This window comes from Clostridium sp. CF012, assembly GCF_018861755.1.
Taxonomy (GTDB): Bacteria; Bacillota; Clostridia; order Clostridiales; family Clostridiaceae; genus Clostridium_AD.
In genome coordinates this window covers 98,146-116,491 of sequence record NZ_JAHLEF010000009.1, presented here as the reverse complement: position 1 = coordinate 116,491, position 18,346 = coordinate 98,146, and the positions used below count along the sequence as shown (strand labels likewise).

Sequence of the window (18,346 nt, the reverse complement as noted above, 5' to 3'; positions counted from 1 at the left end):
GTGACTGGAAGAATAAGAAATGAATTTGGTATTAATTGGTGGTCTAAAAAATGGAATAATGCAATTTCAAGTTTTACTGTAAGTTCGAGAATTGATAAAGGGCGTGAATATGCTAGAGCTGGCAATGTACTGAGTATGGAAGTTTTAAAGGGAGAAATCATTGCAGAAGTTCAGGGTGGTAAGGTGGAGCCTTATGAAGTAAATATGGAGATTGATATTTTTTCAAAAGAGCAGTGGAAAGACATTATGAATGTTATGGCAAAAAAGGCGATATTTTGTGCCATGATTTTAAATGGAGAAATGCCAGAAAATATAGAGGAAGCTTTTAAGGAAGCTGGAGTTTCTCTTTTTCCTAAAAAACAAATGCATTTAATAACTCAGTGTTCATGTCTGGATGCTGCAAATCCATGCAAACATATAGCTGCAGTTCATTACCTGCTTGGATTGGAATTTGATAAAGATCCCTTTGTGATTTTAAAACTGAGAGGCATGGATAAAGAAGAATTCCTAAAAGGCCTGAGGATTTTAAGAAGTGGTAGCGAAAGTGATGTACTTAAAAGAAAAGTAAAAAAACAACTTAAGTCAAAAAAAACTATTTTGGATTTGAAAAGAGAATTTGAAAAATCAAATATAATGGATGAAGAGGTATTAAATATGTCTTTTTCTTATGTATCACCTGAAGTTAAGCATGGAGTTATAAAAACATTGGGCATTCCAGACTTTTGCATTAGTGAAGATGAGTTTGGATATAAAATGAGGAAGGCTTATAGTAACGCTGAAGAAGAGACTAGAAAAGTTATAGATGGAAAGTAAAAAAAATAGATACAAATAAGTTTTCAGACATATCTGAATTTTTTCGGAATTTACATTGTAAAATATGTAATTGTGGTATATAATTATTTCGTTGGCAACAACTAATATTAAAGAGGAGGTCGTGACCATGCTTACAAATAGAAGATTTACATTAGATATTGTGAACACTATGGTAAATTTAAATGAATTATATAAACACGATCTTGGTACGGATTTTTAATATTATTTAATTATGTTATTTATATTAATTATCTAAGCTGGAGGTTGTGTGCCTACGGCTTTTTTTATTAGTGATTATGAAACTTCTATGTAAAAATACAAGTACCCATAAAAGCTAATCATATGTTAAAAAGCCGTAGGATATATATTCTTCGGCTTTTTAATTTTTATTGTGAAATGTTTTTTATTCTATTAAAAAGAAGGAGTGATACAAAGATGATTAAAAAACACGATTACAGAAAATTTAGGGGCTGGGTTTCTAATTTTTACACTTGAGTTTTCGAAAAATATAGTAAAACCATTTTAAGAAGTAGAAAATGTACAATAAGTAATATCAGCTTTGGCGGGTCACAAGGAGGGGGATTATATGAAGAAACTTTTAAAGTTAACTAAGGGAAATAGATTATTATATACTGCAGCGATACTTTCTATAGCAGCAGCTACATTCATAGCAATGCTAGAGCCTATGATTATAAAAGTAACAATAGATTCTGTAATAGGAAATAAACCACTGGAGGTTCCGAAAGCTATAGAAAAAATAGTGATGATGGTAGGCGGAACAAGCGTACTTTTTAGGAATTTATGGATATGTTCTTTAAGTCTTGTAATATTGACCTGTGTAAGAGGTGTATTCCTATTTTTAAGAGGGAAACTTTCCGCACAGGCAGCTGAAAACATTGCTAGGAATATGAGAGTGAAGCTATATGATCATATTCAGAATCTACCCTATGAATATCATGTAAAAGCAGAATCAGGGGACTTAATTCAAAGATGTACTTCAGATGTGGACACCGTTAGAAAATTCTTTGCGGCGCAAATGGTGGAAATAGGAAGAGCATTTTTTATAGTAACCTTTGCAGTTATAATGATGTTGTCACTTAATAAAAAGATGACCGTTATAGCAATGGTGATAGTACCAGTTATATTTATATTTTCATATGTATTTTTTTATAAAATTAAAAATACCTTTGAAAAAGCTGATGCACAAGAGGGAGCTTTAACGTCAGTACTTCAAGAGAATCTAAGTGGAGTTAGGGTTGTAAAGGCTTTTGGGAGACAAAACTTTGAAATCGAAAAGTACGAAAAAGAAAATATGAAATATAGGGATTTGAATTATAAATTAGTAAAACTGCTTTCAACTTATTGGTCTACATCAGATATACTTTGTATGACTCAAATTGGTCTGGTTTTAGTATCAGGCATATATTTTGCAGTTAATGGAGAAATAAGCTTGGGTACTTTGGTTGTATTTAACACTTATGAAGGAATGCTATTGTGGCCTGTAAGACAATTGGGTAGAATACTTTCCGATATGGGGAAAATGTCAGTTTCCCTTGAGAGGATAACAAATATTCTTGATGCGCCAGTGGAGCAGGAATATGGGAAAGCACTAAAGCCAACAGTTAAAGGAGAAATAAGCTTTGAAAATGTAAACTTTGAATACGAGAGTGATAATGAAATTTTAAAAGATATAAGTTTTACAGTAAAGAAAGGTGAAACAGTGGCTATTGTTGGACCAACGGGTTCAGGTAAATCCTCCCTGGTGCATCTTTTACTAAGACTTTATGACTATGATAGTGGCTCAATAAAAATTGATGGAGTAGAGCTTAAGGATATTGAAAGAAAGCATATGAGAAATAATGTTGGAATAGTGCTTCAAGAACCCTTCCTCTTTGCAAGAACTATAAAGGAAAATATAAAAATGGCAAAGATAGACTCAAAAGATATAGAAATCCACAATGCAGCAAGCGTAGCTGCAGTGCATAATGTTATAACTTCCTTTGAAAAGGGGTATGACACCATCGTTGGAGAAAAGGGTGTTACCTTATCGGGAGGACAAAGGCAAAGGGTTGCCATAGCAAGAACACTTATAAAGGATATGCCAATATTGATATTTGATGATTCCTTAAGTGCTGTGGATGCTGAAACGGATAGAGTTATAAGGGGAGAACTTAAAAAGAAAAGTAAAAACAGTACTACCTTCATAATCTCTCATAGAATTTCAACAGTTATGGCTGCGGATAAAATTATAGTTTTAAACCATGGCAAGATTGAAACCATAGGAACTCATGAAATGCTTATTAAAAAAGATGGTATATATAAAAGGATATGGGAAATACAGACATCATTAGATGCTTTAGATGATGAAAAGCAGGTATGTAATGAGTAAAAGGGAAGTGATATTATGTCTAGAATAGATGAAAATAAATTAGTAGAGAATAAATCATCACAAAAAATAGATATAGGTATATGGAGAAGACTCTTTAAGTACCTTACAGAATTTAAAAAGGGACTTATATTTTTGGCTTTCTTAATGGTTGGTGTAGCAGGTATAGATGTAGTAATGCCACTCCTCACAAGGTATGCCATTGATAATTTTATAATGAAGAAAACAACAGACGGGCTTACTACATTTGCAATAGGTTACTTTTGTATAATTGTTTTTCAAGCATTAAATGTAAGACTATTTATAATAAATGCAGGTAAGATTGAAACCCACCTGGCCTATCATATAAGAAAGCTTGGGTTTAAAAGGCTTCAGCAGTTATCTTTTTCATATTATGATAACTCCTCAGTGGGATGGCTTATGGCAAGAATGACCTCGGATGTAGCAAGGCTTAGTGAAATAATATCCTGGGGACTCATTGACATGGTATGGGCGCTAGTTATGATGACTGGATTTATAGGAGTGATGCTTTATAGTAATGTACGTCTAACCCTTATATGTATGGGTGTGGTGCCACTGTTGTTTTTAATAGGAATATTTTTTCAAAAGAAAATCTTGAAATCCTATAGAGTGGTGAGAAAATTAAATTCACAATTAACTGCAGATTTTAGTGAAGGGATATCTGGGGCCAAAACCACTAAAACCCTTGTTCGCGAAGAAGAAAACTTAAAAGAGTTTAAGCATGATGCAGGCAATATGAGAAAATCTGCTGTGAAAGCAGCTATGTTTTCTGCTCTGTTTCTTCCAATTGTTATATCATTAGGAAGTGTAGGAGCAGGTTTTGTTCTTTGGATAGGAGGGAAAAGTGTTATATCACAATCGCTATCTTATGGTACCTTTGTAATGTTTATAGCTTATACAATACAGTTTTTTGACCCTGTAAGTCAGCTAGCAGGAACTATTGCAGAGCTTCAGAATGCACAAGCATCCGCAGAAAGAATAATAACATTAATAGAAACTGAGCCAGATATATGGGACAAGAAAGATGTAATAGAGAAGTATGGAGATTTATTTAATCCCAAAACAGAAAACTTTGAAGAAATATATGGAGATATTGAATTTAAAGATGTATGTTTTTCCTATAAAAACGGAGAAAAGGTGTTTCAAAACTTTAACCTAAAAGTTAAAAGAGGTGATACTATAGCACTAGTTGGAGAAACCGGTTCTGGAAAAAGTACCTTAGTAAACTTACTTTGTAGATTTTATGAGCCAAGTAGTGGAGAAATATTAATCGACGGAAAAGACTATAGAGAAAGATCTCTATTGTGGCTTCAATCGAATATTGGCTATGTGCTTCAAAGTCCACATTTATTTAGTGGAAATATTAGAGAGAATATTATGTACGGAAAGCTAGATGCAACGCAGGATGAAATAGAAAATGCAGCAAAGCTTGTAAATGCTCATAGTTTCATAAGTAAACTAGAAAAAGGCTACGATTCAGAAGTTGGCGAGGGCGGAGGAAACCTATCCACAGGAGAGAAACAACTTATATCCTTTGCTAGAGCAATTGTAGCCAATCCAGCACTATTTGTTCTTGATGAAGCTACCTCCTCTATAGATACGGAAACAGAAAGAATGATACAAGATGCTATAGAAAAAGTTCTCTCAGATAGAACTAGCTTTGTGGTTGCCCATAGACTTTCGACCATTGTATCTGCAGATAAAATTCTTGTTATAAGACATGGAAGGATAACAGAATCAGGAACTCACAGAGAATTGCTAAGAAAAAAAGGTTACTACTATACCCTATATACAAATCAGTTGCTTGAGGAAAAAGAGCAGGAAAGCAAAGCGGTGGTTTCCTAGGAATGGTGCCACCCACGTGGCAAGTTGAAGGTGCTGCTGGAATCCAAATGGCAAGTGCATAATTAAATTAGAGCTAAAGCTTATTTTAAATTAATAAAATAAACTTTAGCTCTTTTTATATTAAAAATTTGAATAGGGTCTAAATCCTAGTTATATGCTGACACCAAGTTTTAACATACTCCTCTTGTTATTCAGCTATTCAAATAATAATTTAATTGAATCATCCTTAGGCATTTGTAATACAAACTTTTTATCATCAAATTTAAGCTCTAAACAGCATAGATTCCCTTTGAAAAATACTTTATTAATCAAGGAATTCATTACATTAACAACAGATATATGAACATTAGGATTTTTAATATTATTTACAATAAATTTTTCGTTTTTAAGGTTTTCTTTAAAGGGTGTAAACATTAATGAGTTAGAATTTAAAGTAAGAGCACCAAAGGTCGGACCATTAAATTTTTTAAGGTTACATATTAAAGTTATTTCTTTATTGGATTTTTTATTAGCCTTAAATCTTATATTGTTTTTACCATAAAATTCCACAATGAGTTTTAGGTTTTCTTTGTGAAGAAACTTAGAAGTAAGAAAAGAGCTAATAATAATTACAAAGGACAGTATTATAGAACTTAATATGTAGTAGTGCTCAAAGTAACAAACTAAAATCCAAATTATCTCTTGGAAAATAAAAAATTTAAACCATAATTGCTTAAAGTAGTTATTAAGAAAATATTCGATTTTGTCTTGTGAGATTGTGATATTCATATGGAATCATCCTTTCACCTATAAATAATTAGGTTCCATCCACGTGGTGAGTGGCAAGGTTTTTTTGAACAAAAGCTTACTGTATTTCTTTACTAATTTTTACGGATTTCAAATTATCCAAAGGACTAAAATCATCTATAGGATTTTTTTCTAATTTTAATATTTTTAAGTGAGTCATATTGCTTAAAGGTCTTACATCTTTGATTTTATTTGCTCCTAATTGCAAATTTGTTAAGCTAGATAATTTATTTAGGCTGCTTATATCTTCGATTTCATTAATTGATAATCTCAATGTCTTTATTTTAGGAAGAGTAGATAAGGGGGTTGCATCTTTAATCTTATTGTTAGTGGCATCTAAATATTCTAATTTAGTTAATTTACTTAAGGCCTTTATATTCGTTAATTCTTTAATTGAAGATATATTTAGATACTCTAAATTTAATAACTTACTTAATGGCGATATATCTGTTAATTCTAGATTTGATGATAAATCTAGTTGTTTTAACTTTGATAAATTACTTAAGGGTGATATATCGGTAATATCATTTCTTGCAAGTCATACAGTTTCCAAATCTTTAAAATATTGTATTCCATCTAAATCGGTGATTTTATATGGTATAGCTGTATGGAATGAATCAGATATTTTTCCGAAACTAGCTTGTAACTTTTTTATGTTTTCTAAGTCCTTCTTAAAGATATATCCTTTAGGCTTGCGAATAGTCATTCTGACTAACTTTTCAAAATTTTCATTTTTGAATCTTATTACATTGGCTTCATAGTATTTTTTATACTTAAAAATTGAGAATGCGCCTACAAATACAAGAACAATTAAAATAATTTTAATGTGTGTGTTACTAAATAGTTTAGATTTATTCATACAACTCTAACTCCTTAATATTACCTATTAATGAATTATATTACTATAATAAACATTTCTTATTATAACATAAATAATTTTAACTTTTAAACTTAGCAATAGTTGAAGTTTTATTATTCATATAAAATTTTCACTCCTTTAAATAATAGATTGTGGCAAGTTTAGTAGTTGACAATACATATGAAAATGTAATAAAATAGTATTAGATAGGTTTTGTTAAAATAAAAGAATGAGGTGCTTTATGAGCGTGTTAGTATCCAAATAGATTAAATTTTACAATTAAATAAATCATTCAAAAGGGGTGTAGTATACCTTTATTTGTTATGGATTTATTTAGTAGGATCTATGAAGATACAATTCCGCAAAGTACCGTTATACTAATAAAAGATAGTTTGTTCTATCCTTTATGAAGTTACGTATTTTTAGCTGTGGAGGTATCCACGGCTTTTTTATTTTGCAAATAAATAAAAATATTTGTAAAATAAGTTAACACCATTCCTATACAGAGAGTGGTAATGAAATCTATCCAGGAATTTGTATCTTCATTGAACAACAAGTTCATTATGAGGAGAGATAAAAATGAATATAAATACTTTTAATAAATTGCAATATAATGAGTTAAAGGAAATAGTAAAGTCTTATTGTGTGAGCGGACTAGGAAAAAATCTAATAGATAGGTTAAAGCCAAGCACAAGTTTAAAAGTTGTGGAGAGTAGGCTAAGCGAAACTAGTGAGGGAAGATCCTTACTAGATACGGTTGGGCACATTCCATTAGAAGGAATATTCAATATAAAAAATATTATTGAGAACATGGAAAAAGGAGCAATATTAGAGCCAGAGGAGTTAACAAAGCTTTGTAACTTTTTAAGAGGTTGTAGGAAAATTAAAGATTTTATGAAGGGAAAAGAGTTGTACGCTCCTACTTTAAGCCGTTATGGGGATTCAATTACAGAATTTAAATCCATAGAGGAAGAAATTGAATTTTCTATAAGAGGTAGTTTAGTAGATTCAAATGCTAGTAAAGAGCTTAAAAAAATCAGAAGATATATAGAAAATGCAGAAAGTAAAATACAAGATCAATTAGAGAAGTTTTTAAAAAATAGTACGAATAAAACTTATATACAAGAATTTTTTGTAAGCAAGAGAAATGGTAGATATACAATTCCTATAAAGGCAGCCTTTAAAAATCAGGTGCCAGGGACAATTGTAGAAACTTCATCTAAAGGGTGCACAGTATTTATAGAGCCAAGTGTTATATCAAAAAATACAGCAGAGTTGGTAGTATTAAAATCTGAGGAGGGCATGGAAGAATATAAAATATTATCGCATTTAACTGGATTAGTATTTGATAATTCAAAGGAAATTAAAATTAATATAGAAGCAATAGCAGAGTATGATATGATTTTTGCTAAGGCTAAATATAGTAGAGCCATAGAGGGAATAAAGCCTAAAATTAATGATTATGGATATATAAATATTGCTGGTGGCAAGCACCCACTATTAAAAGGGAATATAGTACCACTAGACTTTAACATTGGAACAAATTATAGGGCTTTAATAATAACAGGGCCTAATGCCGGTGGTAAAACTGTAGTTCTAAAAACTGTTGGACTATTAACGTTAGCAGTACAATCAGGACTTCATATTGCAGCTAAAAATGGCACTGAAATATCTGTGTTTGAAAAGATATTTGTAGATATAGGAGATGATCAAAGCATAGAAAATTCCTTAAGCACATTTTCTTCACACGTAAAAAATTTAGCAGAGATAATTAATAGTAGCAATAGATCTTCTTTAATATTATGTGATGAGATAGGAAGTGGAACTGAGCCTAATGAAGGGGCCGGTCTTGCTATTGCAATACTCGAAGAGCTTTATCATAAAGGCTGCATTATAATGGCCACCACTCATTATGGAGAAATTAAAAACTTTTCCAAAAGGCATAGTGACTTTGAAAATGCAGCAATGCAGTTTGAAAATGATACATTGGAGCCTCTGTACAAGTTAATTACAGGCAAATCAGGAGAGAGTAATGCACTTTGGATTTCTAAGAAAATGGGCATAAGAGATTCTATTCTTGAAAAAGCAAAAAAATATGCGGAGGATAAGAATTACAATTTAGATTTAATAAAAGATAGTAAGGTTAAAAAGAAAAAAGATGAAGAAGATATTATTAGCAGCAAAACTTATGAGTACAAAATAGGTGATAGGGTGTTTCTTATGGAATATATGGACTTTGCCATTGTTTATAAGCAAGTGAACACCCTTAATAATATAACAGTGTTATATAAAGATGACTTCCTAGAGGTAAACGAAAAAAGGATAAAACTAGAGCTGAAGGCTGAAGATTTATACCCAGAGGATTATGATTTCAATGTATTATTTGTGGATTATGAAAAGCGAAAATTAGAAAGAGACCTTGAGAGGGGATCGAAGAAGGCATTGAAAAAGATTCAAAAGGAAATAAGAAGTAGTAGGGAAAACTAAAAGGGGTGCCACGTGGGTGGCACCTAAATTTCTAATTAGAATTCATATTAAAGCTTTCCTCTTGTACAAATAATTACTTATTTTTCATGAAAATTTTTACTAATACTTTTTATAAGATTACATATATCGCGTCCAAAGGCTATTAAAAATATAATTAATAAAAAGATTTTATGCTCATATGGGATTATATGTGTACCAGCTAATTGTGGAAACTTATTCGTAACCGTATCCGATACAGTAAAAACTAAATATGCGCATATAGCCCAAAATACCCAATAATAATCTATTTTGTTCTTCTTTCCTTTGAAAAATTGCTTCTTTCGTATCATAACGCTTAGTGGCAATATAACTACGAACATAGATAGGAAGGTGACTATATCCATATAAAACATATCTTGGTTTTTAAAAGAATTATCCCATCCATTTAAGATTATATTAAATATAAACATCATTAAATAGTAAATGAATCCTGTTTGCAAAATAATTTCTATATAATTAAAATATTTGTGAAAAACGCTTCTATTGTAGTTTGACTCTTCAATTATTGAATCACAAAAACCTTTGATATCATCACCTATAACTTCACTTGCAAATTTTCCTTTACTTTTTGCTTGTAATATCATATCTAGTACTTGTTGAAACACTACCTCTTGTTCTATTGGACTTAAAGATGACATTCCAATGTACTTAGTAATATCATTAAAATTATTTAAGTCTCTATCATTCAGTTCCTTTGTGAGCTTGTTTCTTTTAAACATTAATATAAAAGTTCTAATCATAATTATTCCCCAAATACCCTATCTACATTTGTTTTTATGACCTTCCATGAAAGAGCAAAGATTTGGAGTTCCTCTGCGCCTTCATTCGTTAAATAATAATATTTTCTCTTAGGTCCAAAAGGAGAATTTTTCAAAACAGAATATATTAATTTTTTCTTTTCCAATCTTATTAATATAGGGTAAACGCTTCCCTCTGTTATATCCTTGAAGCCGTAGGTTACTAATCTTTCACATATTTCATATCCGTAAGTTTCATTTTCTTTAACTATTTTTAAAATGCAACCCTCTAATAACCCCTTTAGTATTTGCGTATCACTTGCCAATTCGTCACCTACTTTGTATAACATAATAGCTATATGTTAATATTAACCTGTGTACTTTGTATTGTCAAGTAGCTTAAGTGAAAATATACTACAAATTCAAAATATAAACTCTAAGATTCAAAAGGAAATGAGGAATAGCCGGAACTAAAGTAAGGCTCATAACATGCCGATAATAAAGGAAACTATTATTATATAGGGGGATACGATTAATGAAAAAAGCACCAAAGAAAACAGGCGGATTGAATATTAGGAAAAAACTTATCATGGTGACAGGGTTACTCTTACTTATACCTGTATTTACATTAGGTATAATAAGCTATGAGGTTGCTAAAAAAGAACTTCAAGAAAGTGGAAAGGTATTATTAAAAAACAGCGTGGAAATGACGTTACAGGTAATTGATGAAAATCAAAAGCTTGTAGCTGGAGGCAAGTTAACCCTGGATGAAGCACAAGAGAGAGTTAGGGAGTATATGTTAGGTAAAAGGAATTCAGACGGCACAAGGCCTATTAATAAAAATTTGAGCCTTGGGAAAAGCGGATATTTGTTGGCATACACTCAAGAGGGTGTTGAGGCAGTGCATCCTACACTAGAGGGTAAGAGCGTAATAGATGTTAAAGATAAAAAAGATGGCAGTTATTTGGTTAAGAATCAAATTAAAATAGGAAATAATGGTGGAGGGTATTTGACTTATTGGTGGACTCTTCCTAATTCAGAGAAGATTTCAAACAAAATAACCTACCAAAAGACAGATCCTAATTGGGGCTGGGTTGTTAGTGCAGGAACCTATATGAATGATTTTAACGTGGGGTCAAATAAGATTCTTAAAAGTACGCTTATTGTACTTTTAGCAGTAATTGTTTTAGGCTCAGCAGTAATTATACTATTTGCAGAGCACATTTCCCGTCCAATTAAAAAAATTGGTAAAGCTGTAGATATTGTAGCCTCGGGTAATTTAAATATTCCAGATTTGAATATAAAAAATAAAGATGAAATTGGAAAGTTAAATGAATCATTTAATAGGATGGTTAAGAGCGTAAATGAATTAATAGGCTCAGTAAAAAATTCGGCTACTGTTGTATTTAACTCTTCACAGGTGCTAGACAGAATTGTTGATGAAAACACAGCCGCTATTAATGAGGTTGCAGCTTCAGTCGAAGAGATTGCAAGAGGTTCAAGCGAACAAGCTAAGGAAACTGAAAATGGAGTTAATAGGATTATGAGTTTATCAGGTAAAATAGAACTTGTTACAGAACTGACTGTAAAAACTAATGAGGTTGCAGCATCCACTGCTGATATAGGGGGTAAGGGACTTCAGGCAATTGAATCGCTTTTAGTAAAATCAGAAGAAAACAGCAAGGCTGTTGAAAAGGCTAGTAATATAATATTGGAGGTTGATAGAACCTCAGTAGAAATTGGAGCAATAACTGAAGCCATTAGCCAGATATCAGAGCAGACCAATTTATTGGCTCTAAATGCGGCTATAGAAGCAGCTAGAGCGGGTGAGCAGGGAAAAGGATTTGCTGTAGTTGCTGAAGAAGTAAGAAAGCTGGCTTCACAGTCTGCTATATCTGCCGGAAAAGTCAGAGAATTAATCAACGGAATACAGGAAAAATCAAAAGATGCAGTTAAAGCTATGCAAGAAGGAAAGACCATAGCAAAAGAACAAAGTAAGTCTGTAATAGATGCTAAAAGTATATTTGTTGATATATTAAAGTCTATAGATAAGATTTCAAAAGACATGACAAGCATTAAGGGCTATAGTCTTGAAATGGAAACAGAAAAAAATGATTTAATCGAAATTTTAGAGACACTCTCAGCTTCAACGGAACAAAATTCAGCTGCAACTCAGCAGGTTTCTGCTACAACTGAGCAGCAATTGGCAAGTGTAGAACAAATTTTATCACACACTCAAGACTTAAAGAGTCTTGCAGAAAAGCTTAGAGATGCAGTAAATGCATTTGAGGTTTAATTAAAGATGCCATCCGTGTGGCAAGTTTTCAAGCCTTAGGATGACAATATTATGTATAAAGTAGAAGGGTGGCACCCACATGATAAGTGGTTGTCACCCTGTTTTATTATAAGAAGACGTTTCATTAAGTTTCTTAATTATCATAGGAAAATCACTAATATGGTATAAATGAAATTCTAGACGTTAGTTATATTACTTATTAGCTTTTACAAATAATAGTTTATATATTTGAATCAGAATTAGAGGCATAAATGAAAGTCCGTATACTATAGCACGCTGATTTAAAGTTAGTGGAGCTACCTCAAAAACTCCCATAAGTGGCTTGAAGCTTAAAACAAATTCTAAAAGTAAATACCCGAGTATGGTTGCAATCCACAAAAATTTATTTGAGAAAACTCCTATTTTAAATATGGATTCCTGTGACCTAGAGTTAAATCCATGGAGCAGTCTTGATAAACACAGTGTTGCAAATGCCATTGTGCTTGCAATTAAGGTATCACCGGTTGATAATCCTATATGGAATGCTGTCATTGTACCTAGTGCAATAATTAATCCTTCAATTAGTACTTCTATTGAAAAGGATTTATTTAATATAGGTGAGTTTATACTTCTAGGTTTTTCATTCATTATATTCTTATTATGAGGTTCAAGTCCTATTGCAATAGCTGGAAGACTATCTGTAACCAGGTTGATAAATAGAAGATGTACTGGTGCAAAAGGCATTGGTAGCGCTGCAAGTGAAGTATAAAGTACAGAAATTACAGCTGCGGTATTTCCAGATAATAAAAATTTAATTGAGTTTTTTATGTTTGAATATATACTTCTTCCATTGGAAATTGCCTTTACAATGGTTGAAAAGTTATCATCCATAAGTACTATAGAAGCAGCATCTTTAGCAACCTCAGTACCTGTTATTCCCATAGCAATACCAATATCTGCTTGTTTTAGTGCAGGAGCATCATTTACACCGTCACCTGTCATTGCAACTACATTTCCTTTTTCTTGCCATGCTCTTACTATTCTTATCTTATGCTCAGGGGAGACTCTTGCATATACAGAAATGCTCTCTACCTTAGCTTTAAGCTCTTCATCACTTAAAGAGTCAATTTCATAGCCTTCTATAGCTTCAGAATCATTAGTTAAAATACCTATTTGTTTAGCTATTGCAGAAGCAGTTATCTTATGATCTCCAGTTATCATTACTGGCCTAATGCCAGATCTTATACAGTCTGCAACTGCTGTAGCAGATTCTATTCTTGGTGGGTCCATCATGGAAATTAGACCTACGAATATCAAGTCGTTTTCATCGTCAGTACCTAATGTTTTTCCGGTTTCTATTTCTTTATAAGCAAAGGCTAAAACTCTGAGACCACTTTCGGAAAACTCCATATTTACTCTTTCAATCTCTTTTTTATCATTCTCGGTCAGCGTTTTAACTCCACTTGATGTAACAATACTTATAGTTCTTAATAAAAGTACATCAAGTGCACCCTTGGTTATCATAAAGGTTTTGTCTTTAAGTTTATTTGCTGTACTCATTAGCTTTCTATCAGAATCAAAGGGTACTTCAGAAACCCTTGGATAGTCTTTTCTGATATCTAGCTCGTCTAAATCATATACTTCACCTAGGTTTACAAGTGCAACCTCAGTGGGATCTCCAATCTCTTTGTCTTTAACCGTTATAGCATCATTACATAATAGTGCCATTAGTACAAGATTCTTTTCCAAAAGATTATCATGATTGAGTTTATCATGTGATATTACTTTTTCATCAACATATACCTTTTGAACAGTCATTTTGTTCTGTGTTAGCGTTCCAGTTTTATCTGAGCATATTACTGAAATACTTCCTAGGCTCTCAACTGCATGAAGCTTTCTTACAACAGCATTTTCACGAGACATCTTTTGAGTTCCAATGGCTAGAACTATTGTTACTATTGAACTTAAGGCTTCAGGTATTGCAGCGACGGCAAGGGATACTGCAAACATGAAGGAGTCAATAATTTCGTAGCCTCTAAATATATTCAGGGTGAAAATAAGGGCGGATATTGCAAGTATAACAAAGGCAAGTTTTTTTCCAAAGTTGTCTAAATTAACTTGTAATGGCGTCTTCTTTTCCTTTGCAGTTTCTAAAAGGTTAGCTATTTTACCTAACTCTGTTTTCATTCCAATAGATGTGACTAAAATTAAAGCTCTTCCATAGGTTATAAAGCTTCCGGAAAACACCATATTTTTTTTATCACCAATTGATACATTAGTCTCTGTTATTATATTTGTTGTTTTTAAAACACTTTCAGATTCGCCTGTTAAAGAACTTTCATTTACCTGAAGACTGTAATTTTCAATTATTCTTCCATCAGCACTTACATAGTCTCCTGCATCTAAATACAAGATATCTCCAACTAGCAATTCTCTTGAAGGAATTTCTAGCTTTTGCCCATTTCTTAAAACCTTGGCTGTGGGTGAGGAGAGTGCCTTAAGACTTTTCAAAGATTGTTCTGCTTTAACATGCTGAACAGTTCCAAGAATCGCATTTATAACAACAACTACAATTATAACAATTGTACTCTCAAACTTCCCAAGGAAGGCTGATATAATGGCAGCAGCTAAAAGTATTAGTACTAAGAAGTCTTTAAACTGTTCCAGGAATACCTGTAGGTTGCTTTTTCTAGCGCCTTCAGTTAATTCATTAAAGCCCTGTTTTTCTCGCCGGTTTTTTATTTCAAGGTCATTTAGTCCTTTGTCATTAACTCCCAGAGTTTTCAACGCCTCTTCTGATGTTTGTTTATAAAATATGTTCATTAATATTCCCCCTAAAGTAATATTTATTTTATTATAACCAAAGGAATAATAGCTAATACATATATATTCCTTTTATCGTATATAAAACTTATTGAGTATAATAACAGGACAAAATAAAAGACTCTACAGTTGGCATAAATACCAGCTGTAGAGTCTCACTAAACTTTAGAAGCTATCAAAGCCGGGATTTAATCCGTGGTGACGACTTTGATCCTGCATAAAAAAACAGGAAGTTACTCCCTCTACATATATTATTTTGTAATCCGTACATAATCTCTATATTTATATAATAATGTGTTTTGATATATTTGTCAATGAATATATATTTTATTTATTAAATAAAATCTTGACTTAATCTTTCAATAACACGGTTTTCACCCATAACCTGCATTACTTCATACAAATCTTGAGTTTGTGTTCTGTTAGTTAAGGCAACTCTTATAACGGCTGCAACATCAGAAACTAAGCCTTTATATAATTCGGGGTTCTTTTTATAAACTCTTGCATTTTTAGCATATCCAAGTTTTTCAGAAAGCTCTTTAACCCGTGAAAACCAAGTATCTGCATCATCACTATGATTATAAATAGCTATATAATCTGCAAGGATTATTTTTACATCTTCATTTTGTATATGCTCAGGGAAATTAGTGCCAGCACTAATACTATTTTTATAAAAATCATCAAAGAAATATTCAATATGTTCTTTTACATCTAGCCATTTTACAAAATCTTTTCTTGGCTTTTCATTTTCTCTTTCAATATTAAATATTTGCTTTGCATAATCCTCATGCTGAGTAAGTATATCAGAAATTGAGATATCATTCTCTTTAGCCCAAGCAAGGTATAAGTCATAAACGTCGCCCGCGCTCATAGAAGCTATAATATCTTTACTCATATCGTTAAGTTTTAAAATATCAAATAGTGCACCACTTTTGCTCATATTTTCAAGAGCAATAGTAAAGTTGGTACAAGGCTCATTTGCATGCTCTATTCTCCAGTCTTGAAAATTAGAGTTAACCAAGTTTATAAGATACTCAGTTACAGATATAAGAGGATATCCCTCTGCTTTATAAAAATCTACGCGAATTTCAGGGTCTTTTCTTTTACTAAGCTTACGTTTTGATGTTCCGTCCATTTTCATTATGACAGGTATATGAGCATATTTTGGAGCAGCCCAGCCTAACACTTCAAATAATTGCAAATGTATAGGAAGAGAAGAAAGCCATTCTTCACCACGTATTACATGGGTTGTTCTCATTAAATAATCATCTACAGCATGAGCAAAATGGTAGGTTGGAAGACCACTCGTTTTAAGTATTACGATATCTTGATCATTTTCTGGCATACTTATACTGCCTTTAATTAAATCATTACAAATTACTCTTTTATCCGGGTCACCAGGGGATTTAAGTCTTATAACAAAAGGTTTGCCCTTTGATAAATCTTCATTAATCTCATCGAAACTAGCATTTCTGTGAATAGCCCATTTTCCATGATACCCTGTATTGATTTTTTGCTCTTGCTGAATTTCCCTTGTGGCATTTAATTCTTCTTCCGTGCAAAAGCAAGGGTAAGCTAAGCCTCTTTTTATCAAATCCTTTACGAAAGTATGATATATTTCCATTCTATCGCTTTGCTTATAAGGTCCATAAGCACCTTTTTCACTATTAGAATCTACAACACCTTCATCAAAATAAATTCCAAAATCGCGTAATGTGTTAGTGCTATCTTCAATTGCACCAACTACCTCTCTTTTTTTATCGGTGTCTTCTACTCTAAAATAGAATATTCCTTCACTTTGATGAGCCACTCTCTCAGATATAAGCGCTGCGAATACCCCTCCAAGATGCTGAAAACCAGTTGGGCTAGGCGCATATCTTGTAACCATAGCACCTTGTTTAAGGGTTCTTTCTGGGTAGAGATTAGAATAGTATTCTGGAGTTTTGTCAATGCTAGGAAGCAGTAAATCTGCTAATTTTAAACAATCCATTTTAATCATCCTTTCTTGTTAATATTATTTAATCGCAAAAAAAACCTCTCATCCTATACTATATAGGACGAAAGGTAAACTTCCGCGGTACCACCTAAATTGATATAAAGCATCTTCAAATGCCTAAATCCACTCATTAACAGTACAAAATCATACTGTACTTTTTTAACGGAAAGTTCCCGTTGGACTTACTCAAATATTTCAGCCCACTGCTCCAGAGCTTCTTTCTGTAGTTTCAAATACCAAATTTCCACCATCATTGGTTCTCTTTAAATTGAAATATACTTACTTTTCTCTTTCATTGCATTTATGTTTAAATTATATTATTTAATTATAATTATACATTCATTATTTATAATGTCAACACACAAGATTTATAAGTGCCACTCACGTGGTAAGTGGCAAGATTGCATTAGAACTTAAGTATAATTGAATAGTTTTAGAGTTGTGTTACTTTAGATGAAATGTAATAGTGAGAATATTTTGCGCTTTTTATCAAGTTCATATTGACAATATATTGATAATGTAATAATATATAACATATACAGTGAGTGTACCTAACAAAATGTTAGCGGTACAGGGACTTTCCTACACGTAGATAGCTCTACGGAGTCACTTCCAAAGTGATTTCGTGGAGTTTTTTTGTTTTATAGGAAATAGCTTGCGGAAGCGGCTGTGGATAACGTTTATACTCGACCGTAGGGAGAGCTTGTCACTTTTGCCACTTGCCACGTGGGTGGCATTATATAGGGGGGATTAAAATGGATTTTATTATTAGACCAGTTAAAATTGAGGATGCAGTATTTATAAATGAGTTGCGCCGTCAAGATGGGGTTAGAGAAAACATAATGAGTATAACTAGTGAAAGGGTTACAAGAACACAAGGCTTTATAAATGGACTTACAGACAATGACCATATGCTAGTAGCAGAGGTAGAAGAAGATGGAGTTAAAAGAGTAGTTGGAGTTGCATCTCTATCAGTAAACAAATCAAACAGGGAAAGACATTCTGGCAGCATTGGATTAATGGTAAGCAGAGACTACCAAAGAGAGGGAATAGGTAGGGCTCTAATGAACAATTTAATTGATATAGGTGATAAGTGGTTGATGCTTATTAGAATTGAATTGGGAGTTTTTACGGATAATGAAAGGGCAATAAATTTATATAAATCGCTAGGTTTTGAAATAGAAGGAACAAAGAAATACGCAATAATCAGAAATGGTAAATATGATGATGAGTACCTAATGGCAAGATATAATATATAGAATTAAGGGGGAATAATAAT

Annotated in this window: 13 protein-coding genes, 1 pseudogene and 1 other annotated feature; of the genes and pseudogenes, 6 read left to right on the top strand and 8 right to left on the bottom strand. The window is 32.3% G+C overall.

Annotated elements, in window-relative coordinates; all coding sequences use genetic code 11:
- The 3 genes from KPL50_RS10960 to KPL50_RS10950 all read left to right on the top strand — a co-directional run bounded on the left by KPL50_RS10960 (position 1) and on the right by KPL50_RS10950 (position 5,065).
- The gene (locus tag KPL50_RS10960) at positions 1 to 813 is read left to right on the top strand and encodes a hypothetical protein (RefSeq protein ID WP_216298505.1); all 813 of its coding nucleotides are present in this window, start codon (positions 1 to 3) and stop codon (positions 811 to 813) included.
- Between the two features lie 586 nt (positions 814 to 1,399).
- The gene (locus KPL50_RS10955) at positions 1,400 to 3,202 is read left to right on the top strand and encodes an ABC transporter ATP-binding protein (protein ID WP_216298504.1); all 1,803 of its coding nucleotides are present in this window, start codon (positions 1,400 to 1,402) and stop codon (positions 3,200 to 3,202) included.
- A 15-nt stretch (positions 3,203 to 3,217) separates the two neighbouring features.
- Complete coding sequence (locus KPL50_RS10950; RefSeq protein WP_216298503.1) at positions 3,218 to 5,065, top strand: ABC transporter ATP-binding protein; 1,848 nt, start codon at positions 3,218 to 3,220, stop codon at positions 5,063 to 5,065.
- A gap of 195 nt (positions 5,066 to 5,260) precedes the next feature.
- Here KPL50_RS10950 and KPL50_RS10945 read toward each other — a convergent pair whose 3' ends face one another.
- The 4 genes and pseudogenes from KPL50_RS10945 to KPL50_RS10935 form a co-directional block, all read right to left on the bottom strand.
- A complete protein-coding gene (locus tag KPL50_RS10945; protein ID WP_216298502.1) occupies positions 5,261 to 5,833 on the bottom strand; it encodes a hypothetical protein in 573 nt (190 codons plus the stop codon).
- Between the two features lie 76 nt (positions 5,834 to 5,909).
- Positions 5,910 to 6,296: a leucine-rich repeat domain-containing protein gene (locus tag KPL50_RS27735; RefSeq protein WP_375372915.1), complete on the bottom strand. Its 387-nt coding sequence runs from the start codon at positions 6,294 to 6,296 to the stop codon at positions 5,910 to 5,912.
- Positions 6,294 to 6,377, bottom strand: a pseudogene (locus KPL50_RS27885) (hypothetical protein); the annotation flags it as partial. The gene KPL50_RS27735 and the pseudogene KPL50_RS27885, both read right to left, overlap by 3 nt.
- A 12-nt stretch (positions 6,378 to 6,389) precedes the next feature.
- Positions 6,390 to 6,710, bottom strand: coding sequence for a hypothetical protein (locus KPL50_RS10935; RefSeq protein WP_216298501.1), 321 nt, complete (start codon positions 6,708 to 6,710; stop codon positions 6,390 to 6,392).
- A 579-nt stretch (positions 6,711 to 7,289) separates the two neighbouring features.
- Here KPL50_RS10935 and KPL50_RS10930 point away from each other — a divergent pair.
- Positions 7,290 to 9,197, top strand: coding sequence for an endonuclease MutS2 (locus tag KPL50_RS10930; protein ID WP_216298500.1), 1,908 nt, complete (start codon positions 7,290 to 7,292; stop codon positions 9,195 to 9,197).
- Positions 9,198 to 9,274: 77 nt separating this feature from the next.
- On the opposite strand, the gene KPL50_RS10925 is transcribed toward KPL50_RS10930, so the two are convergent.
- Positions 9,275 to 9,976, bottom strand: a complete 702-nt coding sequence (locus KPL50_RS10925; RefSeq protein WP_216298499.1) for a DUF1048 domain-containing protein — start codon at positions 9,974 to 9,976, stop codon at positions 9,275 to 9,277.
- Positions 9,977 to 9,978: 2 nt separating this feature from the next.
- A complete protein-coding gene (locus KPL50_RS10920; protein ID WP_216298570.1) occupies positions 9,979 to 10,299 on the bottom strand; it encodes a PadR family transcriptional regulator in 321 nt (106 codons plus the stop codon).
- Between the two features lie 209 nt (positions 10,300 to 10,508).
- Here KPL50_RS10920 and KPL50_RS10915 point away from each other — a divergent pair, with 209 nt between their 5' ends.
- Entirely contained in the window at positions 10,509 to 12,269 is a 1,761-nt protein-coding gene (locus KPL50_RS10915) for a methyl-accepting chemotaxis protein (RefSeq protein WP_216298498.1), read from the top strand.
- 192 nt (positions 12,270 to 12,461) lie between these two features.
- Here KPL50_RS10915 and KPL50_RS10910 read toward each other — a convergent pair whose 3' ends face one another.
- Complete coding sequence (locus tag KPL50_RS10910; protein ID WP_216298497.1) at positions 12,462 to 15,071, bottom strand: cation-translocating P-type ATPase; 2,610 nt, start codon at positions 15,069 to 15,071, stop codon at positions 12,462 to 12,464.
- A gap of 334 nt (positions 15,072 to 15,405) precedes the next feature.
- A complete protein-coding gene (gene gltX, locus KPL50_RS10905; protein WP_216298496.1) occupies positions 15,406 to 17,061 on the bottom strand; it encodes a glutamate--tRNA ligase in 1,656 nt (551 codons plus the stop codon).
- Positions 17,062 to 17,121: 60 nt separating this feature from the next.
- Positions 17,122 to 17,372 (bottom strand) — a binding site (T-box leader).
- A 450-nt stretch (positions 17,373 to 17,822) separates the two neighbouring features.
- On the opposite strand from gltX, the gene KPL50_RS10900 reads away from it, so the two are divergent.
- Positions 17,823 to 18,326: a GNAT family N-acetyltransferase gene (locus tag KPL50_RS10900; protein ID WP_216298495.1), complete on the top strand. Its 504-nt coding sequence runs from the start codon at positions 17,823 to 17,825 to the stop codon at positions 18,324 to 18,326.
- Positions 18,327 to 18,346 lie beyond the last annotated feature (20 nt).

Bases quoted from the DNA above. Each gene is read 5' to 3' on its own strand.
- KPL50_RS10910 (WP_216298497.1), bottom strand. From the start codon at position 15,071: ATGAACATATTTTATAAACAAACATCAGAAGAGGCGTTGAAAACTCTG.
- KPL50_RS10950 (WP_216298503.1), top strand. From the start codon at position 3,218: ATGTCTAGAATAGATGAAAATAAATTAGTAGAGAATAAATCATCACAA.
- KPL50_RS10935 (WP_216298501.1), bottom strand. From the start codon at position 6,710: ATGAATAAATCTAAACTATTTAGTAACACACACATTAAAATTATTTTA.
- gltX (WP_216298496.1), bottom strand. From the start codon at position 17,061: ATGGATTGTTTAAAATTAGCAGATTTACTGCTTCCTAGCATTGACAAA.
- KPL50_RS10955 (WP_216298504.1), top strand. From the start codon at position 1,400: ATGAAGAAACTTTTAAAGTTAACTAAGGGAAATAGATTATTATATACT.
- KPL50_RS10915 (WP_216298498.1), top strand. From the start codon at position 10,509: ATGAAAAAAGCACCAAAGAAAACAGGCGGATTGAATATTAGGAAAAAA.
- KPL50_RS10930 (WP_216298500.1), top strand. From the start codon at position 7,290: ATGAATATAAATACTTTTAATAAATTGCAATATAATGAGTTAAAGGAA.
- KPL50_RS10925 (WP_216298499.1), bottom strand. From the start codon at position 9,976: ATGATTAGAACTTTTATATTAATGTTTAAAAGAAACAAGCTCACAAAG.
- KPL50_RS10900 (WP_216298495.1), top strand. From the start codon at position 17,823: ATGGATTTTATTATTAGACCAGTTAAAATTGAGGATGCAGTATTTATA.
- KPL50_RS10945 (WP_216298502.1), bottom strand. From the start codon at position 5,833: ATGAATATCACAATCTCACAAGACAAAATCGAATATTTTCTTAATAAC.